General features: G+C 70.6%; 20 protein-coding genes and 1 tRNA gene. 14 read left to right on the forward strand and 7 right to left on the reverse strand.

Annotated elements, in window-relative coordinates:
- Nucleotides 1–84: 84 nt before the first annotated feature.
- From ABEG17_RS05495 to ABEG17_RS05510, 4 genes are all read right to left on the reverse strand, one after another.
- Nucleotides 85–4581 (reverse strand): AAA domain-containing protein, encoded by a 4497-nt coding sequence (locus ABEG17_RS05495; protein WP_406832277.1) that lies wholly within the window; start codon nucleotides 4579–4581, stop codon nucleotides 85–87.
- A 9-nt stretch (nucleotides 4582–4590) separates the two neighbouring features.
- Nucleotides 4591–5949 carry an MFS transporter gene (locus ABEG17_RS05500; protein ID WP_406832278.1) on the reverse strand — a complete coding sequence of 453 codons (1359 nt, stop codon included), beginning with the start codon at nucleotides 5947–5949 and terminating at the stop codon, nucleotides 4591–4593.
- Nucleotides 5950–5973: 24 nt separating this feature from the next.
- Nucleotides 5974–6747: a matrixin family metalloprotease gene (locus tag ABEG17_RS05505; protein ID WP_406832279.1), complete on the reverse strand. Its 774-nt coding sequence runs from the start codon at nucleotides 6745–6747 to the stop codon at nucleotides 5974–5976.
- 213 nt (nucleotides 6748–6960) lie between these two features.
- The gene (locus ABEG17_RS05510; protein ID WP_406832280.1) at nucleotides 6961–7923 is read right to left on the reverse strand and encodes a universal stress protein; all 963 of its coding nucleotides are present in this window, start codon (nucleotides 7921–7923) and stop codon (nucleotides 6961–6963) included.
- 388 nt (nucleotides 7924–8311) lie between these two features.
- Here ABEG17_RS05510 and ABEG17_RS05515 point away from each other — a divergent pair, with 388 nt between their 5' ends.
- The 4 genes from ABEG17_RS05515 (at nucleotide 8312) to ABEG17_RS05530 (ending at nucleotide 12834) form a co-directional block, all read left to right on the forward strand.
- Entirely contained in the window at nucleotides 8312–10213 is a 1902-nt protein-coding gene (locus tag ABEG17_RS05515; RefSeq protein WP_406832281.1) for a hypothetical protein, read from the forward strand.
- On the forward strand, nucleotides 10213–11394 hold the full coding sequence (locus ABEG17_RS05520) for an ROK family protein (RefSeq protein ID WP_406832282.1): 1182 nt from the start codon (nucleotides 10213–10215) through the stop codon (nucleotides 11392–11394). The genes ABEG17_RS05515 and ABEG17_RS05520 overlap by 1 nt, the downstream gene beginning before the upstream one ends.
- A gap of 411 nt (nucleotides 11395–11805) precedes the next feature.
- Nucleotides 11806–12228, forward strand: a complete 423-nt coding sequence (locus ABEG17_RS05525; RefSeq protein WP_406832283.1) for a hypothetical protein — start codon at nucleotides 11806–11808, stop codon at nucleotides 12226–12228.
- A gap of 111 nt (nucleotides 12229–12339) precedes the next feature.
- On the forward strand, nucleotides 12340–12834 hold the full coding sequence (locus ABEG17_RS05530; protein ID WP_406832284.1) for an RNA polymerase sigma factor: 495 nt from the start codon (nucleotides 12340–12342) through the stop codon (nucleotides 12832–12834).
- Nucleotides 12835–13272: 438 nt separating this feature from the next.
- Here the strand turns inward: ABEG17_RS05530 and ABEG17_RS05535 are convergent, their stop codons facing one another.
- Nucleotides 13273–13410 carry a hypothetical protein gene (locus ABEG17_RS05535; RefSeq protein ID WP_406832285.1) on the reverse strand — a complete coding sequence of 46 codons (138 nt, stop codon included), beginning with the start codon at nucleotides 13408–13410 and terminating at the stop codon, nucleotides 13273–13275.
- Nucleotides 13411–13469: 59 nt separating this feature from the next.
- Here ABEG17_RS05535 and ABEG17_RS05540 point away from each other — a divergent pair, with 59 nt between their 5' ends.
- Entirely contained in the window at nucleotides 13470–13991 is a 522-nt protein-coding gene (locus ABEG17_RS05540; RefSeq protein ID WP_406832286.1) for a hypothetical protein, read from the forward strand.
- Between the two features lie 10 nt (nucleotides 13992–14001).
- Entirely contained in the window at nucleotides 14002–15546 is a 1545-nt protein-coding gene (locus ABEG17_RS05545) for an alpha/beta hydrolase (protein ID WP_406832287.1), read from the forward strand.
- 88 nt (nucleotides 15547–15634) lie between these two features.
- Here the strand turns inward: ABEG17_RS05545 and ABEG17_RS05550 are convergent, their stop codons facing one another.
- Nucleotides 15635–15895, reverse strand: coding sequence for a hypothetical protein (locus tag ABEG17_RS05550; protein ID WP_406832288.1), 261 nt, complete (start codon nucleotides 15893–15895; stop codon nucleotides 15635–15637).
- A 164-nt stretch (nucleotides 15896–16059) separates the two neighbouring features.
- Here ABEG17_RS05550 and ABEG17_RS05555 point away from each other — a divergent pair.
- The 3 genes from ABEG17_RS05555 to ABEG17_RS05565 all read left to right on the forward strand — a co-directional run bounded on the left by ABEG17_RS05555 (nucleotide 16060) and on the right by ABEG17_RS05565 (nucleotide 17430).
- Nucleotides 16060–16135 (forward strand) — tRNA-Arg (locus tag ABEG17_RS05555).
- Between the two features lie 256 nt (nucleotides 16136–16391).
- Nucleotides 16392–16940 (forward strand): orotate phosphoribosyltransferase, encoded by a 549-nt coding sequence (gene pyrE, locus ABEG17_RS05560; protein WP_406832289.1) that lies wholly within the window; start codon nucleotides 16392–16394, stop codon nucleotides 16938–16940.
- A gap of 208 nt (nucleotides 16941–17148) precedes the next feature.
- Nucleotides 17149–17430, forward strand: a complete 282-nt coding sequence (locus tag ABEG17_RS05565; protein WP_406832290.1) for a hypothetical protein — start codon at nucleotides 17149–17151, stop codon at nucleotides 17428–17430.
- A 768-nt stretch (nucleotides 17431–18198) separates the two neighbouring features.
- Here the strand turns inward: ABEG17_RS05565 and ABEG17_RS05570 are convergent.
- Nucleotides 18199–18636, reverse strand: a complete 438-nt coding sequence (locus tag ABEG17_RS05570) for a hypothetical protein (protein WP_406832291.1) — start codon at nucleotides 18634–18636, stop codon at nucleotides 18199–18201.
- Nucleotides 18637–18884: 248 nt separating this feature from the next.
- Here ABEG17_RS05570 and ABEG17_RS05575 point away from each other — a divergent pair, with 248 nt between their 5' ends.
- Genes ABEG17_RS05575 through ABEG17_RS05595 form a run of 5 tightly spaced genes read left to right on the forward strand, consistent with a single transcriptional unit; the run spans nucleotide 18885 to nucleotide 24627 of the window.
- On the forward strand, nucleotides 18885–20123 hold the full coding sequence (locus tag ABEG17_RS05575) for a toxic anion resistance protein (protein ID WP_406832292.1): 1239 nt from the start codon (nucleotides 18885–18887) through the stop codon (nucleotides 20121–20123).
- A 25-nt stretch (nucleotides 20124–20148) separates the two neighbouring features.
- Nucleotides 20149–20793 (forward strand): hypothetical protein, encoded by a 645-nt coding sequence (locus tag ABEG17_RS05580; protein ID WP_406832293.1) that lies wholly within the window; start codon nucleotides 20149–20151, stop codon nucleotides 20791–20793.
- A complete protein-coding gene (locus ABEG17_RS05585; protein ID WP_406832294.1) occupies nucleotides 20790–22202 on the forward strand; it encodes an AAA family ATPase in 1413 nt (470 codons plus the stop codon). The genes ABEG17_RS05580 and ABEG17_RS05585 overlap by 4 nt, the downstream gene beginning before the upstream one ends.
- A complete protein-coding gene (locus ABEG17_RS05590; RefSeq protein ID WP_406832295.1) occupies nucleotides 22199–23614 on the forward strand; it encodes a hypothetical protein in 1416 nt (471 codons plus the stop codon). The genes ABEG17_RS05585 and ABEG17_RS05590 overlap by 4 nt, the downstream gene beginning before the upstream one ends.
- Nucleotides 23611–24627 carry a transporter substrate-binding domain-containing protein gene (locus ABEG17_RS05595; protein WP_406832296.1) on the forward strand — a complete coding sequence of 339 codons (1017 nt, stop codon included), beginning with the start codon at nucleotides 23611–23613 and terminating at the stop codon, nucleotides 24625–24627. Before ABEG17_RS05590 ends, ABEG17_RS05595 begins: the two co-directional genes overlap by 4 nt.
- Nucleotides 24628–24634: the final 7 nt, after the last annotated feature.

Here is a 24634-nt window from a genome sequence, read left to right on the forward strand (position 1 = left end):
CCCTGTAAAACGCCGGTTGCGCGGCATACCGCGGGTTGTTGACCCGACCTTTGTCGCGCAACCAGCGTTTTGTGCGGGTGCGGCTCAGTCGCGGCCCCAGTGGGGTGGACGCTGCTCGAGCAACCAGCGGTCGTGCGCCGAGAGGTTCGGCTGCTCACCCCAGCCGGCGTCCGTGTCGTCCTTGGTCTGGTCCGGGACTGCCGCAGGATCGTCGGTCGAGGCGGTCTGGTCGGCCTGGTCGGCGACCAGGGGGCCGGGGAGCTGCTGGCCGGGCTGGGTGTTGGTGGGCTTCGAGGTCGCCCGACGACCACGGACCCGGCGCTTGCGAGCGCCTTCGTCGGGGGTCGGGGCGAAGGCCTCTGATGCCTCCAGGCCCTCGAGGGTCAGCTGCGCGTCGCTGCTGGCTTCCGTCGACGGGGTCGGCGCCTCGACCGACGGGTCCGTCACGACTGCGCCCTCGACCGACGGGTCCGGGGCTGCTGCGACCTCCACACCCTGAGCCTGGGTCGCCTCGGCGGACTCTGGCGTCGGCTCGGGGGACTCCGCCGCCACCTCCGCCGGCTCGGTCGGCTTGGACGAGAGTGGGGCCTCGGGGACGAGGGTGGCGACCGGTGTGGCGGCCCGGGCGGCCCGCTCCTGCGCAGCCCGACGCGATGCCGCCTTCTGGACCGCTGCGTGAACGCGGGAGATGTCGCGGGCCGGGTCGCGGAACAGGTCGGTGGTCCACACCCGGACGTGCTCCCACCCGAGGCGGGCGAGCTGCTCGCCCCGCAGGCGGTCACGGTCGCGGGTGCTGTGCATGGCGGCATACTCGGGGCCGTCGGTCTCGATGGCGACGAGCACGTGTCCGGGCCGCTGCGGGTCCTCCACGGCGAGGTCCACCGGGTGGCCGGCGCCCCCGAAGGCCTCGTGCACGACCAGGCCCGACTCGCGCAGGCGCCGGGCGAACTCCGCACGGACCAGGCCGCCGCGTGGCGCGGGCGCAGCCCCGTCAGCCAGGTCCGCCGCGTCGTCGACCGAGTCGCGCGTCACGGCTTCATCGGTCGCCGAGGCATCGGTCTTGGAGTCCTCCGGCGCAGAGACATCGGTGACGGAGTCATCGCTCACGGAGGCATCGGTCACGGGCTCAGCCGTCGCGGGCTCACCCGTGGCCGACTCGTTCGTCGCGGGCTGGTCCGTCACCGACTCGGCGACCCGGCCGGGGAGGCTGCCGTCGGCGGCATACGCGAGGAAGTCCCGGAGCATGACCGCGCCGCGAGCCTTGAGCCGCGTTGGGTCCAGGTCGGAGGCGAGCAGCGAGGACACGACGGTCATCCGACGGCGGGCGCGGGTGATGGCGACGTTGAGGCGTCGCTCCCCGCCTTCGAGGTTGAGCGGGCCGAACCGGTGCAGCACCCGGCCGTGCGGCGTCTTGCCGTAGCCGACGGACAGGATGATGGCGTCGCGCTCGTCACCCTGGACGCGTTCGAGGTTCTTGACGAAGAAGCGCTCGCGCCGGTCCTCGTCGAAGAAGTCGCCCAGACCCTCGGCCTCGAGCAGGGCCTTGCGCAGGGCGTCGTCCAGGCGGGCGGCGTGCTTGATGCCGAGGGCGATGACCCCGAGCGACTCCTGCGGCCGGGTCCGGGCGTGCTCGAGGACGAGTGCGACGACGCGGTCGACCTCGGCCTCGGTCGACTCGATGGCCTCCTCGCCGGGCGCGACGACGCCGGAGCCCTCGACCGACTCGAGCCGCACGACGGCGTCGGTGCCCGTGCCGGGGAAGGTGACCAGCGACCCGTCGTACATCTCCTGGTTGGCGAACGCGACCAGGCGCTCGTCGAGGGAGCGGTAGTGCCAGGACAGGCGCCGGGTCGGCAGCGCGGCGGTCAGCACGTCGAGCACCGACTCGAACCCCTCGGTCAGCGTCTCGGAGTCCGGGGAGAGGTCCTCGTCGACCGCTGAGGTGAAGAAGTTCGTCGGCGGGAGCTGTCGCTCGTCACCGGCGACGACGACCTGGTGGGCCCGGGAGATCGCCGAGACCGCCTGGGCGGGCGGGATCTGCGACGCCTCGTCGAAGATGACCACGTCGAACCAGCGACCGGGGGGCAGCACCGACGCGACCACGAGCGGACTCATCGCCCAAGCGGGCTTGGCGGCGGTGAGGGTCTCCCCGGCCTTGGGCAGCAGCTCGCGCAGCGGGCGGTGGCGACGGGACTTGCCCGCCTCGGCGCGCACCAGCGCCTCCTGCTCGGGGTGGTCGGCGAGCACCTCGCGCAGCTTGCGGGCCGCGCCGGCGCGGACGCGGTCCGCGCTGGCAGCCAGGTGGGCGTGGTCGGCGGCGACGTACTCCGTGGCGACCCGTCGCAGCTGCGCACCGTCGTGCGCGCCATACCGGGAGTCACTCACGATGAGGTCCTCGCACAGCGAGGTCCACCACACGAAGTCGAGCTCGGCCGAGACGTCGTCGGCCTCGACCCCACGGCGAGCGAGGTCGTCGACGAGCGGGCCCATACCGGCGGCGCGGAGCGCGTCGAGGGTTCCGAGGACGCGCGGGACGACGGTGAGGCGTTCGGGTCGTGTCGCGAGGTCGGCCATCCGCTGCTGCAGCTCGGGCAGCGGGGTGCCCATGAGGTCACCACCCGCAGCGGTGGTGGCGAGGCGCTCGCCGAGCCAGCGCAGGTCTTCGGCGAGCGAGTCGTATGCGGCCCGCGCCCGGTCGAGGTCTAGGGGGATCTCGGGGCGGCCACCGGCACCGGCCATCGACTGCCATGAGGTGCGCTGCTGCTGGGCCTCGACCAGGGCACCGTGCAGGTCCGACGGCGGCGGGCCCGGGCGCAGCAGCGAGCGCGCCTGGCGACGGAGCCTCCACCGGGACCACGCGCCCAGCTCGACGCCGCTCGTGGCGCGGTAGGACTTGGTGCCGGTCGCTGCGACGAGGTCGCCGAGGGGGATGTCGAACACCTCGGGGCGGAACACCTCGAGGGTGTCGCGGACCCTGGCGACCGAGTCGAGGACGTCGCCCCAGTCGCCGACGCGTTCGGCCCGGGGGAGGTTCACCTCGGAGAACACCTCGGTCATGGTCTGTTCGACGTCCTGCAGCTGCCCCTCGGCGAGCCGGCTGGTGACCTCGCGGGCACGCACGGCCTCTTCCGAGGTGGGGATGCGGGCACCGAACCACGGGTCCGACCCGGAGTCGGTCGACCAGGCGCCCAGCGAGGCCGCCTCGGTCAGCTGGCGGCCGAGCTCCTGCACCCGGCGTCGGCTCAGCTCCGCGAGCTGCGTCCCTCGCACCCGCACCCGGGAGGTCGGGGAGTGCCGGGCCGCGCCGAGCGTGGCGATGGCCTCTTGGGCCTGGTGGGCGGAGACGCCCCAGGGCTGACGGACCTCGTGCAGGGCCTTGGAGTGTTCGACGAGGGTGGCGCGACGGTCGACGAGGTCGCGCTCGATCTCGGAGGTGTCGGGCTCGGTGGTCGTGGTGCCACGCTCGAGGGCCTTGTCGAACTCCTGGGCCAGGCGCCGCTTGTTGCTCGCGCCGTCGTAGGCGTCGAGGACGAGGTCGGACAGACCCACGTTGTCGAGGCGGCTGAGCACGGCGTCGATGGCGGCGCGCTTCTCGGCGACGAACAGGACGCGCTTGCCCTCCCCCGCCAGGCTGGCGATGAGGTTGGCGATGGTCTGGGACTTGCCGGTGCCGGGCGGACCCTTGATGACGAGGTGGGCGCCGGAGCGGACCGCGTCGATGGCCGCCTGCTGGGTGGAGTCGGCGTCGAGGATGAGGAGCTCGTGCGACGGGTCGGCGTCCGCGGGGAACTCCGGGACCTGCGTGCGCACTGCACGCAGGGCGCCGGGGTCGCCGGCGAGCGCAGCGACGACGTCGTGGTCGGCCAGCGAAGTCCCTTGTGCCGCAAGGTCGGCCACCATGGGGAGCTTGGCGTAGGAGAACGTGCCGACGACCAGGCGGGGGGTGATGGCGAAGTCCGGGATGCCCTTGCAGAGCTGCTTGAGGCGCTCGTAGGCGGGGTAGGGGTCGAAGCCGCTGCCCGAGGTCGCGAGGTCCTCCAGGGCGTCGGTGTCGAGCTCGATGCCCTGCTCGGAGCGCAGGTAGTGCTCGAGGACGGGGTTGAGCTCGACGTCGTTGCCCAGGTCGAGGTCGAAGTCCTCGCGGGCGGCACCGGTCGGCCGCAGGACGCACGAGCGCAGCAGGACCGGGGCGGCCGGGGGGCGGTTGGCCCCGCGCACGGTCCACGTCGCCATGCCGATGGCGATGAACCCGGCGGCGATGCCCCGCTCCTCGGAGAGCTCGACGGTCTTGGACCGGATGGTGCGCGCCCGCCGCCGGGCCTCGTCGAGGGCGGCGGGCTCGCGGACCAGGTCGGAGAGCCTGGTGGGCCTGCCGGCGAGGAGCATCGCGAGGCCACCGGGGTGGGCGGTGGTGAGGTCGAGGGTGCCGGTCGGGAGGTCGCGGTACCACAGCAGGGTGTTGCGCCCGCCGAGGTCGACCAGGTGACGCTGCCAGGTCTTCACGGCCGCGGCGACACGCTCACCACGGGGGTCGGTCTCGGCAGCCGGGGTGGTGGGGGTCTCGTCGGTCGGCTGGTTCACCTGTGCAGGCTAACGAACCCGGCTGTCGGCCGGGTCCACGGTCGACGGCGTGTGGTCGCTCGGGTGCGCGGCTCCGTCACCCGGGGCGTCCGAGGCGTGGTCAGGACCGCGGAGGAAGGCCGCCGCAAGCCCGATGAGGACGGCGATCACCGCGGCACCGAGCCCCAGGGCGGCATACCCCACCTGGCCGACGACGAACCCGGCCAGCGCCCCTCCCCCGCCGGCGGCCAGGCCCATGGCGAGGTCGGACGCGCCCTGAGTGCCGGCCCGCTCGGCGACCGGGACCGCCCCGGAGATGAGCGTGGAACCGCTGACCAGGGTGCACGACCAGCCGACGCCGAGCAGGAACAGCCCGACGGCCAGCCCCGGTGACCACCCGGTGGGTGCCTGGGCGGCGAGCAGGGTCGCGACGAGGAGGACCACCGAGCCGGCGCCGACAACCGGGCGCCCACCGAACCTGTCGACCGCCATCCCGACGACCGGTGACAGGGAGTACATGCCGAGGATGTGGATGCTGATCACCAGCCCGATGAGGCGCAGCGTCGAGCCGCCGTGGTGCATGTGCAGCGGGGTCATCACCATCACGCTGACCATGACCATGTGCCCGAGGGCCACCGCGACCAGGCCGAGCAGCGCTTCGGGTCTGCTCCGGATCACCCGTATGCCGCGGACGACCGAGCCGTGCGGGCGTTCCACCTCGTCGTCGGGGGCGGCGGCCCGGGCTCGCCGGCGGGCGAGCAGCAGCGGGTCGGGCCGCAGCCGCACCGCGAGCACGATGCCCGCGAGCGCGAACCCGGCCAGCGAGAACACGAACGCCCCGGTGAGCGAGGGCAGGTGCAGGGCCGTGGCGGTGCCGGCGGCCAGCCCGACGAGGTTGGGGCCGAGGACGGCCCCGATCGTCGTCGCCCAGACCACCACACTCAGGTCGCGCCCCCGGTGCGCGTCCTCGGCGAGGTCGGCCGCGGCATACCGGGCCTGGCTGTTGGCGGTCGTCGCACCGCCGAAGAGGACGCTCGCGACGAGCAGCAGCGGAAAGCTGCGCACGACGCCGGCAACGATGAGCAACGCCGCACCGATGATGCCGAGGCCGTACCCCATGACCAGTCCCGGGCGGCGCCCGCGTCGGGCCATGAGGCGGGCCATCGGTATGGCGATGAGGGCGCCGCCGAGGACCTGGAAGGTGCCGCCGAGGCCGGCGAACTCGGCCGAGCCGCTGACGTCCTCGGCGAGCAGCGAGCCCACAGCCACCCCGCTGGCCACCCCGACACCGCCAAGCATCTGCGACCCGACGAGGGTGCCGATCGTGCGGCGCTGGACCCCGTGGTCGGGTGCCTCGGCCGCAGAGGTCGAGGGGGTGCGGTGGCTCACCTGCGCAGGCTAGCCGCGCTCAGGTCAGCTGAGGTCCTTCAGCGGCATCGAGGAGGTGTTGATGCAGCCTGCGCCCTTGCCGACCTTCGACAGGCCCAGCCGGTCGCCGGACGCCATGCCGTTGGGCGACGCGCTGGAGAGCACGGGATACATCTGCTGGCTCGTGGTCGACACGTGCGCCAGCCCGAAGGCGTGCCCGACCTCGTGCAGGAGCAGGTTGCTGCGCCGTGCCCCGGTGCCGAAGCCGCCCTTGGTCTGGGCGAGCATCTGCGGGGTGTCGATGACGACGAAGCCACGGACCGCGGCAACGGTGTAGGAGGTCCTGCCGTTGACGGTGCGCGACACCCAGTACGACTGGTAGCCGCCCACACCCATCACCGATCCGGCCAGGGCGTAGTTGGTCCTGCTGGGGCTGGTGAAGGCGATGACCAGTTCGGCGGACTGCTTGACCATCGAGCCGACCTGCGGCACCTCGGCCGTGGATCCCTTGTAGGAGAAGGTGATCCCCGTGTAGGACGAGATCCGGCTGACGACGGTCCTGGTCTCGGACAGGACGGTCGCGCGCTGAGCGGTCGGCACGGCCGCGAGGTTGACCTTCCACGTCACCGCCGCCTGGCAGCCGTTCCAGCGCACCGGCACCCTGGTCCCGTTGGGGAGGGTCAGGTAGTTGAGCTTGTAGGTCGCCGTGGCACCGGTCGCCACCTGCGGGGTGGCCACGGTCACCGTGGCCGCAAGACCCAGCGGGGCGAGGACCGCGCCGATGGCGGCGAGGGGCTTGCGAGGGAGGCGGGTGCGCAATGGAGATCCTTCACGAGGGCGAGCGCTCTGGGGGATTGAGTCGCTCTGCACCGCAGACTAGGTCGCAGACGGATCCGGCTGCGGTGGCACGGGCGTGCCCTGGTCCGTTCGGTGGAGAGCGAGGCGACCAACCGACCGAGCCGATGGGAGCGAGCCAACGAGCCTGCCGGGCGGACTGAGCCGACCGGTGGGAGCTGAACGGGGCGTGGCCTCCTACCGGACAACCATCACCGGGCAGGATGCTTCGTGGATCACGGTGTGGCTGACCGACCCGAGGACCAGCCCGGCGAACCCGCCTCGGCCGCGGCTGCCCACGACGAGCAGGCCGGCGTGCACGGCGTTCACGGCCAGCACGTGACCGGCCTGGCCGTAGAGGGCCTCGGTCTCGATCTCGAGCTGGGGGTGGAGCGCGAGCGCGCGGTCCCGGGCCCGATCCGCGATGCCCATCGCCTTGTCCCTCACCTCGTGGCTGTGCTTCGTGCCTGCCTGGGAGTCCTCGACGTACGCCCACCCCTCGGGTGAGTGCAGCCGACCGACGGCGATGATGCGCAGCGGCGCGCCAGCCTCCGCCGCGACGTCGGCAGCCCACGCCACCGCACGGTGTGATGCCCCACTGTCGTCGACGCCCACGATCACGGGGTGGTCGGAGTCCGGGTAGACGGACCACCCGCCTCGCACGACCACGACCGGGCACAGGGCGTGGGCCGCGACGGCATACGACGCCGAGCCCAGCAGGCCCGAGGCCATCCGGCCACGACCCCGCGATCCGATGACGACCACCTCGGCGTCCTTGGAGGCCAGGACCAGCTCGGCCGCGGCAGACCCGACGACGATGGCACTGTCGACCAGGGACGGCTTGGTCACGGCCGACGCTCGCTTCACGCCAGCGTCGAGGATCGCCAACGCGTCGTCCCGGACCTCGCTCGGCAGCGCCTCGGGGTCGTAGATCGGGTCGATCGGGACGGCAGCCATCTCGACGCAGTGGACCAGGGTGAGCGGCCGACCCCCGCGGCGCGAGGCGGCCGCAGCCCAGTCGAGGGCCATCTCTGCGCCCGGCGTGCCGTCGAACGCGACGACGATTCCTCGACCGAGGCTCGCGCCCTTGCCGGTGCCGTTGCCGTCCGTGCCGTTGCCGTCCGTGCCGCTGCCGTCGTTCGTGCCGTTCCCACCAGCCATGACGTCCTCCTGTTCGACGACGCGGGGCGCTGCGCGCCGAATGCGCAGCCCTGCCGGGCCACCCCCATGCTCCAGCGGCGACAGCGGGCCGATCAGGGGCCAAGGTCCCGTCGGCGACCCGGCTGCGTGCGGGGTGCGGGGTGCGGGGTGCGAGGTGCATCGGGCAAGCCCTCCGGAGAGGGGCAGGTTCCGCTCGCCCGCTGGCACATCACCGGCGACAGGTACAACGTCGCCGCCTACAGCGGGACGGTCACAACGACGGTCCGCTGAGGGTTCTCAGGGATTTTGATGCTTGACGCATCTAAATAGGGAGAGGAAGGTCAGAGGGGCCCAAAAGCCGCATACCACCCGTGCGACGTCCTGGAACCCTCCTGAAGGAGCACGATCAATGACGATCTCAAGACGCACCCTCCTGGCCTCCGGCGGAGTCATCTCCCTGGCCACCGCGCTCGAGCTGGCCGACCCGGCCTACGCCGCCGCCGAACGGGTCACGCCCAAGGGCCACCACGGCCCCTCGGCCGCGCCCCTCGCCCGGGCCAGTCGCGACAGCACCTGGACCCGCAGCGGCCCCGGGCCGCTGTACTGGAACATCTACGGCTGGTCCTTCCCCCACAACGCCCCGATCCCCGAGGACGAATGGAAGGCCAACATCGACTGGCTCGCCGAGGACTTCGCGCCCAGCGGCTACGACATGGCCTGCACCGACGGGTGGATCGAGGGCTCGTCGCGCACCACCGAGCACGGCTACATCACGAGCTACAACGACTCGTGGACCCACGACTGGGCCTACTGGGCCGCCTATCTCGCGCAGCGCAAGATGTCACTCGGCGTCTACTACAACCCCCTCTGGGTGCACCGGGCGGCGGTCGAGGACCACACCAAGACCGTCGCGGGAAGGCCTGACATCAGGATCGCCGACATCGTGGCCGACAACGACTTCATGGCCCGCGACATCGGAGGGAACACCCTGTACTGGGTGGACGTCACGAAGCCGGGTGCGCGGGAGTACGTGCAGGGGTACGTCGAGTACTTCAAGCGAATGTCGGTGCCGTTCCTGCGGATCGACTTCTTGTCCTGGTACGAGGACGGGATGGACGCCAACATCGGACGCGTCAACGCCGCGCACGGCCGAGCCAACTACGTCAAGGCACTGCACTGGATCAACGAGGCCGCCGGCGACGCGATCGAGGTGTCGCTGGTCATGCCGCACCTGTTCGACAACGCCGCCGCCGAGCTCGCCAACGGCGACATGGCGCGCATCAACGCCGACGCCGACAAGGGTGGTTGGGAGCGGCTCAGCGGTGGACGCCAGGACTGGCAGAACGCCTGGCCCAACTGGTTCAACCCGTTCTGCGGCTTCACGGGCTGGTCGCACCGCAACGGCCGCGGGCAGCTGATCCTCGACGGGGACTTCCTGCGGGCCCACACCTTCGCCTCCGACGAGGAGCGCAAGACGGCGGTGACCCTCATGACGGTCGCGGGCTCCCCCATCGCCATCGCCGACCTGTACTCCGACATCGGGCCCCACGGCTGGGTCTTCACCCAGCCCGAGGTGCTCGACCTGCACCGGAAGGGCCTGGTCGGAAAACCGTTGTACCACAACGGAAACCCGTACTCGGTGGACCCGACGTCCCGCGACACCGAGCGCTGGGCAGGTCAGCTGCCCGACGGGTCCTGGGTCGTCGCCCTGTTCAACCGGGGCGACACGGCGACCGTCGACAAGTCGCTCCACCTCAGTCGTGACCTCGGCATCGCGGGAGCAGCCACGGTCAGGGACGTCTGGGCCCGTCGCGACCTCGGGGTGCGCACGCAGGCCAGGGCGAGCCTGGCGCCTCACGCCTGCGCCCTGTTCCACATCACCCCGAAGAACAGGACTCCCCGTTTCCACGCAGCCTGGGCCGCATGGGGTGGTGGCGCCAACTTCAACAACAACCACCGTGGCTACGACGGGTCGGGTTTCGTCGACAGGCTCGCGGCCGGCAACGAGCCGGGCGACGCGCTGGTCACCCTCGCCGTCCGCGCGCCTCGCGCCGGCCGGTATGACGTCCGGTGGCGTTACACGAACGGCCTGGACACCGCGAGCACCATGACCGTCTCCAGCGAGCGAGCCGACGGCACGGTCGTGGACGGACCACGGACCGTCACGTTCCCGTCGACCAGGAGCTGGGACCGTTGGGAAGAGCGTTCCGGGGAGCTGCGGCTCCAAGCCGGCCTCAACCTGGTGACCATCGGCCGCGGCGCGAGCGACGTCGGCGCCATCAACCTCAACTGGATGGAGCTGCGGCACTGATGACCTCCTCGTCTGGGCCCGGCGGCCGGCACGAGAGGTTGGCCGCCGGGCTGGCAGACCCGGGCAGGGCCGAGCTCTTCTCGCTGACCCTGAGGTTCGGCCCGGTGACCCGCAGCCAGCTGGCGGCCTGGACCGGGCTGGACGCCTCCACCGTGACGCGCTCGCTGCGGCCGCTGATCGACGACGACTACCTGCGTGAGTCCGGTACCCCCGGCGCGGGTCGCGGACGACCAGTCCAGGCACTGTCGGTCAACCCCGGCCGCCACGTCGCCATCGGGATCAAGGTGGGGCCGTCGACGGTCAGCGGGGTGCTGACCGACCTGAGGGCGACGGTGCTGAACCGGTGCTCGAGGGCCCTGTCGTCCACCGAGCCCGCAATCGCCCTTGCCGCGGTGGGTGAGGTCGTCGACGAGCTGCTCGCGACCTCAGGATCTGATCGGCCAGACGTGCTGGGGGTCGGCGTGGGACTCAGCGGCCACATCGAGCCCCAGACGGGGACCTGCCGGCTGTCCGCGATCCTCGGGTGGCGCGACGTGCCGGTCCGCCGGGCCCTCAGCGACCTCCTCGACCTGCCTGTCGTCGTCGAGAACGACGCGAACACCCTGGCCCTGGCCGAGCACTGGTTCGGGCGCGGGCGCGGCGTCCGGACCTTCGCGGTGGTCACCCTCGGTGTGGGTATCGGGTGCGGCCTGGTCCTGGGTGACCGCCTCCACACCGGGGTTCGTGGCACGGGCGGTGAGCTCGGGCACCTGCCTCTCGACCCGCAGGGTCGGTGGTGCACCTGCGGCGCGCGCGGGTGCCTCGAGGCAATGGCCGGCGATGCTGCGATCTGCGAGCTCAGTGGCTGCGCCTCCGTGACCGAAGCGATGGACGTCGCCTCCAACGGCCGGGGCGATGCGGCGGTTCGCGCTCGGGAGGCCTTTCGCAGTGCCGGGGACGCGCTCGGGCGGGGTCTTGCCGGGCTGTGCAACCTGATCGACCCCGAGCTGGTCATCATCGCCGGCGAGAGCTCGCCCGCCTTCAGCCTCATGGAAGACTCCACGCGCGAATCCTTTGCCGTCCATGGCTTTTCGGGAATCGCCGGCGAGGTGCGCATCGAGGTGGACACGGCTCAGGAGGACCTGTGGACCCGTGGCGCGGCCAGCCTCGCCATCCGTGCCGGCGTGGGCCAGCTGTCGTGACCTTCTGGCCAGGCAGTCTGTGGTTGGCGCTCTTCGCCAGCCTCCGTCTCGCCTGATCTCGTCAAGGGGTCAACCTTCGCGGGGCCTGTGGTCTGTAGAGAGGTAGCAACAGCCGTCACCGTGGCGGTCTTGCACCGATGGAGGCTCCGCATGCGACACATCCGCCGCGGCTCGATCGCCATACTCGTGATTGCCCTAGCCGCCCTTCACGCCCCCTCGTCCGCCTCATCCGCCCCCCTCACCTCGTACGCCGGGCAGACACCGGTCGACGAGTCCCGTCTCGTGCCGTCGCTCAGTCCGTCCTTCGCACCGTGGACGTGCCGGACGGCCGAGGGTGGTCCCATCTGCAAGGGGGAACGCCACGTCTCAACCGCCAGGGCCCCCTTCGACTTCGGTTGCGGTGACACACCTTTGTGGGATCGGTACGAGTCGGACCGCTACCAGACCAGGTTCTACAACACGGACTACCTCGACGCCTACCGTGAGTTCCGCAGCCGGGACACCGACCATCTGAGCACTTCAGCGAACGGTCCGGACATCGCCACGATCAGCACACGCGTCAGGTTCACCGAGACGTTCGCCGTGCCGGGCGACGACGGAACCCGCACCATCCGCACCCAGGGTGTCCTGTGGGACATCCGCCCGGTGCACGGATCGGCCGTATGGCGCGCAGTGGGCACCCTCGTGGAACCCCCAGATGCCGTCGGCACCTTCACCGGGCGGGTGACGGCCGGGTCGAAGATCACCCAGTTCCACAACGCCCCGCTGCCCGACGTCCTCAGCGATGACACCTTCGTCGCAGTCGTCTGCGCCGCCGCTGTCGGTCCACGGTGACCGCTTCATCGGTCGGCGGCACTACGGCCAGTCACCCCTGCGCAGGTGTGCGGCCCACGCGGCCGCCGCCACGCTGGTGAGCAGAGCACGGAATCCGGAAGGCAGTGCGTCGTGCAGCGCGATGAGCAGCGTGACTACGAGTGGGTGTACCGGACCGGTTTCACCTCGGTGGCCAGGACCGTGTTCCTCATCGTCAACGACCGTGCCGTCGCCGAGGAGATCACCCAAGATGCGTTCCTCAAGCTCCTACAGAAATGGTCGGTGGTGTCCGACTACGAGCGACCAGAAGCGTGGACGCGCAAGGTCGCCGTGCGTATGGCGGTGCGGTATGTCGGGCGCGAACGCTCCCGACCACAGCGAGAGCGACGCGCACAGCCGCTGTTGGCGGATCCACCGCTGCCCGACCCGGACGTCGCCCGAGCCGTGGCGACGTTGGCACCGATGCAGCGTGCAGCGGTTGCGCTCTACTACTGGGAGGACCGGCCCGTGCTCGAGATCGCCCGCATCCTCCAGGTGTCCGAGTCGACCGTGAAACAGCACCTGCACCGAGCCCGGGCGCGACTCGCAGAGACCTTGGACGAGGAGGTGAGCGGCGATGTCCGTTGACGACCGGCTACGGACTGGTTTGTCCCGCAATGCCTGCAGCCTCGACCCCGACGTCGAGCTGCTGCTGGCTGCAGCCCGCGCACAGCATCGGCGCACCAGGTGGCTGCGCCGTGGAGCCACCGCAGCCGGACTGGTGGCCGCAGCATGCGCTGCCGGTGCGGTCGTGTGGGGTGGGTGGGCTGGTGACCACAAGCCACAGGTGGTCCCGGCCACCAGCACGAGTCCCTCGATCGTCCTCCACGGCCGATACGCCGGCCGGGTCGCGGCGCTCCCATCCGCCCCGACCATCGCTGGACGATGGGTGCTGGACTTCGGATCTGCGGGAATGCTCGGCGTCACCGCGCCCGCCTCCTACCCCGGCGTGGTGTCCGGCTCCCTGTTTGCGGTGCGGGGCCGCGAGCTGCGCACCGATCTATTCAGCCAGGACCTGTGCTCCGGTCAGCCGGTGGGCCAGTACTCGGTGAGCCGTACGGGCCCACGCCTGATCTTGGCCGTGATCGATGACCCCTGCCCGGCACGGGTGGGCTTGCTGTCAAGGACGACGTGGACGTCGTCCTCGTAGATCGCGTCCAACATCAACCCAGTCACCCGCTGCCGCCCGTGACCTGGTGACCCCATGGGAAGGGGACCTCATGATGACAAGGACGAAGACGACCACGGTGCTCGTGGCGGGTCTCCTGCTCACCGGGTGCGCTGGCGCCACGGGAAGGCCGTCGACGACCCCGTCGACGTCAGCTCGTATGGCCAGCACGGCCTCCACCAGCTCGCAGGCCCGCATCCCGGATGGGACGTGGACGAGGGACATCACCAAGGCCGAGATCACCCGCCGGGGTCTGCACATCGCGCCCGACGTCCTGACTGCGAACTACCTGGATGACGGCAGTGTCCGCCTGGTGCTCAAGACGCAGGGATCACGATGGTCGATCCTGGTCCAGGACGACGCGGGTGCATACGAGGTGGGCGACAAGGGAGAAACCACCTACGACGCCAAGGGACTGTGGGTTCAGGCGAGCGACAGCACTGGCACCTCGATGCTGATCGCATGGACGGTGCGCGGGGGGACCCTCACGACCTCCATACACACCTCGCCCGATGGACCGAAGCCCGCGGACGACGACGTCTTGTTCCTCGGGGGTCAATGGGACCGGACGGGATGAGTGCATCGCCGTGACCCCCCTGAGGACGATCCTGCGCCGCGGTCTGGCCGTCGGGACGGCCGGCCTGCTGGGCGCGACCGTGGTGACGGCGTGCACCGTTGCGCCCCAACCGAAGCCGTTCCACCCCACGTTGGCGTGGGGGCCATGTCCGGACGACGTCGAGACCACATTCCTCACCGCGCACCAGTGCGGCACCTTGACCGTGCTCGCCAACCGGGCTCGGCCGGACGGAGGCACGGTGAAGCTCCTCGTCGCCAAGGTGCCGCCCCCGGCAGGAGCCACCATGCCCGGGCTGGGCACCAGCTTCGGCGCCAACTTCGGCGACCCTGACAGTGTGGGGGGCGAGATTGCTGCCGGCACGGCACGGCTGGGTCGAACGACTCTTCAGCTCGAATGGCGCGGCTCCGGCCCGCACAGCACCCCCTCACTTCGTTGCCCCGAGGTCGATCCGCTGGGTCCGCAAGCGGCCGCCGCGCGAGACGACGACCCGGGTGTCCTCACCGCGTTCGTTGCGGCGGTTGGCCGGTGCGCAGCACGGTTGCGTGCGCACGGGGTCGAACCGGCCGACTACACCGCAACGGCGATGGCGCAGGACGTCGAGGACCTCCGAGCCGCCGCCGGGGTCGATCATTGGGCCATGGGCGCCTCGTATGGGACCCAGTCAGCCGTGCTCATGGAGTACCTCCGACTCTTTCCCCATCGGCTGCAGGCCGCATACCTCGACTCACCCCGGTTCAGTGGACCTACCGCGTCGCGCCAGGACGCGGTGGCGCTGCGGCAGACTCTCGACGCCCTGTTCCGCGAATGCGGGCAGGCCCCGAACTGCCGGGCGGCCCATCCCGAGCTCGGCACGCTGTGGATCCGGGCCCTCGCCAGCACCACCAACCACCCCTTGCGGGGCACGGCTCAGGTCGGCGCTCAGAAGGTGGCCGTCCTGGTCGACGGCGCCAAGCTCGTCCGGGCCGCACGCTTCACGCTGGGCGGCGAGGGGGGACCGCTGACGGCTCTGCCTCGCATCATCGACGAGGCTGCACACGGTCACCTCGCGCCGGAGCTCGCCACGTTGGTGGCCAAGGATCCGTTGTTCTGCAGCGGTTACCGACCACGGTGTCGTGACACACGATTCAGCCTGGGGCTCTTCCTCACCAACGTCTGCAGCACACCACCGTCGAACCGCACGCCCCCGGATGCGGCTCGAATGCCGGGGACAGGCCAAGCGGCCTACTCCATGGTCTTCGACGCGTCGCCCTACTCGCGGGTCTGTGACGCCTGGAAGGTCCCTTCGCTCTCCTCGGAGCCGCCCCTCAGCCGGACGGCCCTACCCATGCTGTTGATGTCCGGCGACCTGGACTCGTTCAGCCCGCGGGCCGCCACCCGAACCGCAGCGGGTCAACTCGGGCCCACGGCCCACGTCCTGAGCGTGCCAGACGGCATCCACAACGTGCTCGGCTACTACGAGTGCGCCATCACGGCACGGAACGACTGGACCCGACACCCGCAATTTCCACCGACCAGCAGAGCGTGCGACACCGCAGCGAGGGTCGAGTTCCGCTGAGGTCCTGTCAGGACGCGGACCGCATCGCTCGCGGGCCGCCCACCATCGTCGTTTCGGGCCAGTAAGCACCTCTGCTTCTTGTGGGCCCCTAACCGCGGCGGGTGGCCTCTCGTTCGCGCTCGACCGCGGCTCGCTGGGCTCCGTCCGGGTCGACTCGCGCGACCACTGTTGCGTTGACCGCGTAGGCGAGCCACAGATCCACGACGAGACTGGCGGCTCCGGCGAACCACCGGACGAGGTCGCTTCCGATGTGCTTCGAGACCAGCGAGTAGGCGAAGAAGCTGCCTGCGAGCAGCGCGAAGCCCATGAGCATGGACGCGAAGCGAGCGAGCTGGAACCGTCTGGTCACAGGGAGAGGGTAGGACCGCCCGCGCCGGACGGCCCGGGCCTTCGCGCCTCCATCCAACGGTCCGCGCTGGACCAGCGAGCCCGTGATCGGACATGTGAGTCCCTTGGGCTACGCTGGCCGCTGCATGGCCAAGCCGGTCGCACCAACAGCCTCAGCCATGCCCCGCCCTCGTAGCTCAGGGGATAGAGCACCGCTCTCCTAAAGCGGGTGTCGGCAGTTCGAATCTGCCCGAGGGCACCACCACAAATCTGCAGGTCAGGTGCCGCCATGGGGCACCGTAGGCTTTCGCGAGGGGGCACAGCCCCCGACGTAGCACATGTGTGGCACATGAGCATCAAGCGCGGCTCCGCCTCGAGGCCCGGGGCCCCGCGAGGGGGACCGCCGCGCCCTGGGCGCTTCGCGCCCTGCGCGCACCCCCCAGCCCACAAGGAACAACGGCGCCCAGGTCGCAAACCAGACGCCGTCCCTCATCTGCCGATCATGAGAGCATGCGCGCGTGCAGCCTGACCTTCTCGCCGAACTAGCCCGCGACATCGACCGCACCTGCCGACTGACCGGCAGCTTCACCCTTCGGTCCGGCCAGACCGCAACGGAGTACTTCGACAAGTACCTCTTCGAGTCCGACCCCCAACTCCTTCGCCGAGTCGCAGAAGCCATGCAACCGCTCGTGCCGGAAGACACCGACCTCCTAGGCGGCCTGGAGCTCGGCGGCGTCCCCCTCGCCACCATGATCAGCAGCATCACCGGGATACCCGCGCTGTTCGTCCGCAAGAAGGCCAAGGAGTACGGCACCCGACGCCTCGCCGAAGGCGCCGATGTAGCAGGACGCCGCATCACCATCGTCGAAGACATCGTCACCACAGGCGGCGCAGTCCGGGACGCCACGCACGCGCTCCGCGCAGCTGGCGCCGCCGTCCAGACGGTCATCTGCGCGATCGACCGGAGCCCTACCCCGGGCACAGCCTTGAGCGACATCGAGCTCACCACGCTGCCCCTGCTCACTCGAGGCGATCTCGACCACGCGCGCCAAGCTCAGGCTGGATGACTCACCTTTGAGCCGCCGATCCTTCGCTCCACTCTCCGCCCACCTCCGGGTCGGATCAAGGGCGCTACGCGTCACTCCGTGATGGCCTCCGGCCACCCTTGACCCGACCACTCCGTCAGGCTCCCCTGCTCCGCTATCGGCTCGGTGGCTCATCCTGGCCGACCAAGACGTCGCCCCGGACGCCGACAAGCGACCTAGTCTGGGCCGCGTGATCGCGTACCTGCTGCAGCACATCCACCACGGAATCGACTCCGAGCCGCAGGACGTGGTGCACCGCGACGACTTCGGCGATGTCTCGTACGACGAAGACCTCGACGAGTTCAAGGTCATCGGCATCTTCAGTTCGATTGACGCTGTGTCAGCAGCGCGGACCCAGCTCAAGGAGGCGCCCGGATTTCGTGATGAGCCGGAGTGCTTCCTGGTCGACGAGTACACGATGGACGAGATCAACTGGACCGACGGATACGTCACCCTGGGCGGCGACGACTGATCGCACCTCGCGCCGGGGAGAAGGACACCGAGCAGGACACGCGAGTTGTTCCAGCGGTCCGAACAACCACGACCACGCGGCAGCCCATCAATCACGGAAACCGAGCCAAAGTCCTCACGGCCGCACGCCTGACGGGCACTCAGTAGGTTGCGGATTGCCTGTCCCGTCGGACCCCATGAAGCCAATGCGGCATCGGCCATTCTCCGCTCAATCGACGCCGAGTAAGCCACAATGGCTGAAATGTCAGGAGACGACCCAGGCCGATACGCGCCAAAGCCCCGGATCAACCTTTGGGTCATCTTTGCCCTCGACGCACTCCTATTCATGCTGGCGCTACCCTGCCTGAAGGGTGACGGGGTCGACACGACTCCACTCATCGGGTTGTCGATCGCAGCAGTAATAGGCACCGCCGTGGTTGCGTTCCGCCGGCGCCGGACGAACGATTGATCGAATAGTGGTCTGCGCATCTGACCTAGGTACCTGAGAGGTACCCACAGGGTCCGGCCCAGCCAGAACAACCCGGTACACGACCACACCCGAGCCATTGCAGCACAATGCAATTCGCTCCACGGTGCACCTCTTGGCTCGCTCCGAAAGCGGGTGTCGGCAGTTCGAATCTGCCCGAGGGCACCACATTTCCGCAGCTCAGAGGCCTTCCGGCCGCTCGACGTCGCTGAGTCCCGTCCTCCCGCGAAGCGCATCCGTACACGAGCCGTTCCCGAGGGCTCGAATGCATCGGATGCCTGCCCGCCGGCATCTCGAAGCCGGCTACGGACCGACCCCTGGCGTCGGCGGCCTCAGCCAGGACTCCCCCGGCGACCGACGCAGGGCGCGCCACGCCAACACCCACCAGGTCACCAGCACGACCACAAGGGCCATGGCCAGAGGAAGGGGTGGCTGCCAACCCAGGTATCGGACACCCCAGACCTCCGCCGCGATGACCGCTGCTGGCGAGAGCGCCTCACTCAGCAGTGCAGCTCGCCGGGACAGCGCCCCGCGCCACAGCCGAACGGCCACGACGATCAGACCCACGGCCAGCAGAACGCCGGCCAGCGTGTAGACCCAAGGCGGCGGCTCTCCCTGTCCGTCGCAACAACGTGCCAACTGAGTCAGCACCCCGCCGGTCAACATCAGGACCAGGGCCATCCCGAAGTGGCTGACGACCAGCGCAGTGGCAGCTGGCGGGCGCTCGGTCCTCACGGTCATGACTCGAACCATGCCCCTCCGACGCGTGCAGCACATGAGTCCCGGTGCCCAGGAGCGCGCGATCCGCGGGAGCCTGACCATCAGGCGGTCCGCACGAGTGATCGACCAGCAGATACCCCTCCAAACGGGGCAACCCGATGCAGCGAATTCCCCGGTGCTGGCGCAGGGGAACCGCGTAGATTGGTTGTTCGTCGACTCGGGGGGAGCGAGCACCGCTCGCTGACCCCTCGAGCAACCAGGGGAGCACGATGACCGACTCGCAGCCCGCACCGCTCCAACCGCCTGCCGGCACGCCGTCCGCGCTGACCCTCACGGCGCCCCCGCCTCCCCCGCTCGTGGCCGAGACCGCGGCCCCCAGGATGGCCCCCGCCGTGGAGGCCGCGGCCCTGCCCGGACTCGACGGCAAGGTCGACAGCTACCTCGACTCGCTCATGACGGCCGCGCCCCGCTCGCCCGAGTTCTCCGCCAAGGCCGCCGACGTACGCACCATGGGCGACGGCGACATACGCAAGGCCGCCGAGACGTCCAACCGGCTGCTGAGCTCCCCGGTCAAGGCCCTCCAGGAGGGCGGCCTCGCCGAGGGGTCCAAGGTGGGCTCGACCCTCCTGGAGCTCCGGCGGACCATCGAGGGCCTGGACCCCAAGGAGGCGACGGGCGCCAAGAAGTTCCTCGGGATGGTCCCGTTCGGCGACAAGGTCAACGACTACTTCCGCAGGTACCAGTCCGCGCAGAGCCACCTCGACGGCATCCTGCACGCCCTGCGCGACGGGCAGGACGAGCTCGGCAAGGACAACGCCGCGCTCAACATGGAGAAGCAGTACCTCTGGGACGCCATGGCCCGGCTCAACCAGTACGTCTACGTCGCCGAGCGCCTGGACGCCCGACTGGCTGCCGGCATCGCCGAGCTGGAGGCCACCGACCCCGAGAAGGCCAAGGCGCTGCGCGACGACGTGCTCTTCTACGTCCGGCAGAAGCACCAGGACCTGCTGACCCAGCTGGCCGTCTCGATCCAGAACTACCTGGCGATCGACATCGTCATCAAGAACAACATCGAGCTGATCAAGGGGGTCGACCGGGCCTCCACGACCACGGTGTCGGCGCTGCGCACCGCGGTCATCGTGGCGCAGGCGCTGGGCAACCAGAAGCTCGTCCTCGACCAGATCACCGCCCTCAACACCACGACGAGCGGGATGATCGAGCGGACCAGCGAGATGCTGCGCGACAACTCGGTGCAGATCCAGCAGCAGGCGGCCTCGGCGACGATCGGGCTCCCCCAGCTGCAGGCCGCCTTCCAGAACATCTACGCGACCATGGACGCGATCGACACCTTCAAGGTGCAGGCCCTGGACACCATGGCCGCCACGATCGGCACCCTGGAGACCGAGGTCGGCAAGTCACGCGCCTACCTCGAACGGGTCGACCGCCATGACGACCGCGTGGCTAGCGGATCCCTCGACCTGGGCGGCGCCGCAGGTGCTTCACGCTGAGAAGTCGACCGGGCATAGTGAGCACATGTCGGGAGGGTTCCTCGGCCGCCTCTTCGGCCGCGGCCAGCACGTCGACCAGGGGGACCGCTTCGTCGTGCCGGCAGTCCCGACCAGCGAGGACCTCCTCGCGTCCCTGGACCGCGTCGAGTCGATTGTCGCCGCCGGCGCGGTGCCGGCGCCGGTCGCGTCCCGGGTCCGCCGCGTCGACCAGGTGGTGCGCGACACCATCCCGCGGCTGCCGAGCCTCGGCGCCGGCAGCCCCCAGGCCTACTCCGTGATGGCCACCGCGACCGACTACCTCCCGGAGGCGGTGGGCGGCTACCTCCGGCTGCCCCGGCAGTTCGCCGACAACCGTCCCGTCGACCAGGGCAAGTCCTCGCTGATGGTCCTCATCGACCAGCTGGACCTCCTCGCCGCCACCATGGACAAGGTCTTCGACGCCGTATGCCGCGCCGACGCCGACGCCCTCGTGGCTCACGGCCGGTTCCTGGCCGAGAAGTTCGGGTCGGCTTCCACCGGTGGGGTGCTCGACGTGGGGTCCGCACCGATCCCGACGATGCCCGGCGGGGTTGCAGGTGGCCGACCGATCTCCCCCCAGACGGCTCAAAGCGCGGAGGATGCGGGCGGGTCCGGCCGCCTCCAGCCACCGACTGGACGCGACGCGTCATGAGTCCGGCGCCCTCAAGTCCCCAACGCACTTCCTCCCTCGACGAGGCCGTCGATGTCGTGGCCGGTGTCGCGAGCACCGCCGGGGCCGACACCGTGGCAGCGCGCAAAGAGGCCTTCGACCTCGCCGCGGCCCTGGCCGAGTCCGCGCCCAGGGCCGCCGCCGACTGGGCCGTCGCCGTGGGCGGTGCGAGCACCCAGGACTTCTTCGACTCGGCCAGCCGTGGCCGTCGTTGGCGTGGGGCACCGACGGCGACCCTGAGCGCCCTTGCGGCACAGCGTTCCCCGCACACCCGGGCCTACGCCGAGGCCCTGGCCGAAGTCGCTGCGGCTGCCTGCGAGCTGGGCGAGCCGACGATGCGCGTCATCGGTAACGCCTCGGTCGCGGCCGCTGCCCAGCTGTCCGTCGTGCCACCCGCCATACCTCAGCAGGGCGCCGCACCCGCGCCGACGACCCCCGGCACTCCGGACGAAACGGCGACGCAGACGCCGCCCGCGCGGAGCCTCGAGGACCTGTTGGCCGACCTCGACGGCCTCATCGGGCTGCAGCGGGTCAAGCGTGAGATCCACCGGCAGGTCGCCCTGCTGCGAGTCGAGAAGCTGCGCGTGGATGCCGGCCTCAAGAGCCCCACGCTGACCCGGCACCTCGTGTTCACCGGCAACCCGGGCACCGGCAAGACGACGGTGGCCCGACTGGTCGGCGGCATCTACCAGGCCCTGGGGCTGCTCTCGCGCGGCCACCTCGTCGAGGTCGATCGCTCCGAGCTGGTGGCCGGCTACCTGGGTCAGACGGCCACGAAGACCGCCGAGGTCGTCTCGTCGGCCGCCGGCGGGGTGCTGTTCATCGACGAGGCCTACAGCCTGACAGGCAGCTTCGCCGGAGGCGACCAGTACGGCCAGGAGTCGGTCGACACCCTGGTCAAGGAGATGGAGGACCGGCGCGACGACCTCGTCGTCATCGTCGCCGGCTACCCGGCGCCGATGACGGCGTTCATCGCAGCGAATCCCGGTCTCGCGAGCCGGTTCCGGACCACCATCGACTTCGAGGACTACACGGACGACGAGCTCGTCGCGATCCTGCAGCACCTCGCTCTGGGTGCCGACTACGAGCTGGAGCCGGCCGCCGTGGAGCGGTTCCGCGAGGTGCTCGGCCGCACTCCGCGCGACAGCGGCTTCGGCAACGGCAGGTTCAGCCGCAACGCCCTCGAGTCAGCGATCGGCCACCACGCGTGGCGACTGCGCGAGACCCCGGAACCGACCCTCGAGCAGCTCCGGCTGCTCGTCGCGCGCGACTTCGACGAGGAACCGCTGGACGAGGGAGCCGCGCCCCCCGTCCCTGCGTCTCAGGCTGGACCGGCACCCGCGTCCCCGGACCCCGGTGACCGCGCCCCATACCCCGGAGGCACCTCGTGACCCCCTCCCTGCCCCCGGCGACCACGTCCGCGGCTCCGCCCCCGCCGGCGCTCCCACCATCCGGGCGTGCGGTCGGCACTCCCGCCGCGCTCGGCTCAGGTCCGGGAACGGGCACGGGTACGGCGCCGATGCCGGCCGTGCGCGCGACCGGCATCAGGGGGTTGCTGGAGGCTGCGACCGCCGCGATCAGGGTCGCCATGTCCGGCACCCCCGGTCACCTCCGGACGCTCGGCATGGTCGGAGTCGCAGCCACCCTGCTGTTCGGGCTCGCCGCCGGCCAGTCGTTCCGCTCCGCCGACGGTGCCCTCACCCGCGCGGCCGCGAACTCCGACCAGCTCGTGCGCATCCAGGCCATCCAGACCAACGTGGTGCGCGCGGATGCCGATGCCACCAACGCCTTCCTCGTCGGTGGGTTGGAGCCACCCGCGCAGCGCGCCGACTACACCACGGCGATCACATCGGCGTCCCAGCTCATCGCCGAGGCGGCACAGCACCAGCCGGTCGACGGCGCCGCCCTGGCGGCGCTCAACCAAGCGCTGATCACCTACACGGGCCAGGTCGAGCAGGCCCGCGCGAACAACCGCCAGGCCCTGCCGATCGGGGCGCAGTACCTCAAGAACGCCAGCGCGGACCTGCGCACCACGGCCCTGCCCCTGCTGAAGAACCTGAGCGACGCCAACAATGCTCGCGTCGCGGAGGAGTTCGACCGCGCCGACCGGGCCGCGCTGTGGCTGGTCATCGCCGGGCTGCTTACCCTGGCCGTCCTCGTGCTGGCCCTCGTGTGGCTGGCCAGGCGCACCAGGCGCTACCTCAACCTCCCCCTCGTCGCCGCCGCGGTGGTGGTGCTCGTCACCCTGGTGGCCGGCACCGTCGGGCTGCTCGCCGTGCAGACGAAGGTGGATGCCACCCGCAACGGTGTGTATGCCGCGACCCTCGCCACGGCCCAGGCACGCATCGCCGGGTTCGACGCGAAGTCCAACGAGAGCCTGACCCTGATCGCGCGCGGGTCCGGCGCGACGTTCGAGAAGGCCTGGCAGGCCTCGGCCGCGACAGTGACCTCCCAGCTGACCCGGCTGGGGCAGAACCCGTCGTCCTCGGGCATGGCTCCCCTGCCGTGGCCCGACTACGCCTCGGTCCACACAAAGATCCGCGCCCTGGACGACTCCGGGGACTGGGAGGGCGCGGTCGCGCTCGCCACTGGCCAGGGATCCGGCACGGGCAACGCCACCTTCACCGCGTTCGACACCAGCTCGGGCAAGCAGCTGTCCGCACTGAGCGACCAGACCTCGCAACAGCTCGGCGCCACCGGTGACTGGCTGCCGTTCGCCGCAGTGCTCGGGCTGCTGGCTGGAGCGATCGCAGCCGCCTGCGTCTGGTGGGGCGTCTCGCTGCGTCTGGAGGAGTACCGGTGAGCCGCCGACGCACGTTCACCATCGTCGCCGCGCTGGCCACGACTCTGGCTGCCGGGGCGTGCACCACGGCCGGCGCCTACGACCCGACTCCCCTGCCCAAGCCGGCGGCATCCGCGACACCGTCGCCGACCGGCACGGCAACACCCTCGCCGGCGCCCTCCAGCACCGACGTCGTGACCGCCAACTGCCTGCAGTCCTACGCCCCGCCCGCCGCCATGCCTTCGCCCGGCCGGATGCCGTCGGGCAGCTACATGGACACGATCCAGAAACGCGGCCGCCTCATCGCGGGCGTCTCGGCCGACACGCTCCTGCTCGGCGCGCGCAACCCGGTCTCCGGGCAGATCGAGGGCTTCGACATCGACATGCTCCGCGCCGTCTCCCAGGCGATCTTCGGTCGCCCCGACAAGATCGAGCTGAAGGTCATCACCGCGGCCCAGCGCCTGCCCTCCCTCGAGGACGGCACCGTCGACATCGTGGCGCGCAACATGACGATCACCTGCGCCCGCTGGAAGGACATCGCCTTCTCCAGCGAGTACTACCGCTCGGGCCAGAAGGTGCTGGTACGACTGGGTGAGAAGACCGCCAGCGGCGGCCCGATCAAGGGCATCCAGGACCTCGCCGGAAAGAAGGTCTGCGCGCCCAACAGCTCGACGAGCATGGACAAGCTGCGCACCTTCCGGTCCGTCCAGGCCGTCGGTGCCGACACCCACACCGGCTGCCTGGTGCTGTTCCAGCAGGGCAAGGTCGACGCCATCACCGGCGACGACACCGTGCTCGCGGGGCTGGCGGCGCAGGACCCCTACGCCGAGGTCGTTAAGGCGCCGGCTTTCACCGCCGAGCCGTACGGCCTGGGCGTGAACAAGCAGCACGTCGACTTCGTGCGGTTCGTCAACGGTGTCCTTGCGCAGATGCGCTCCGACGGTCGCTGGACCAAGAGCTACAACACGTGGCTCGCGAGCTCCCTCGGCAAGGCGCCGTCTCCCCCTACGCCGGTGTACGGGCGGACACCGTGATCTCCGC

The organism is Pedococcus sp. KACC 23699 (genome assembly GCF_045348425.1).
Classification (GTDB): Bacteria; Actinomycetota; Actinomycetes; order Actinomycetales; family Dermatophilaceae; genus Pedococcus.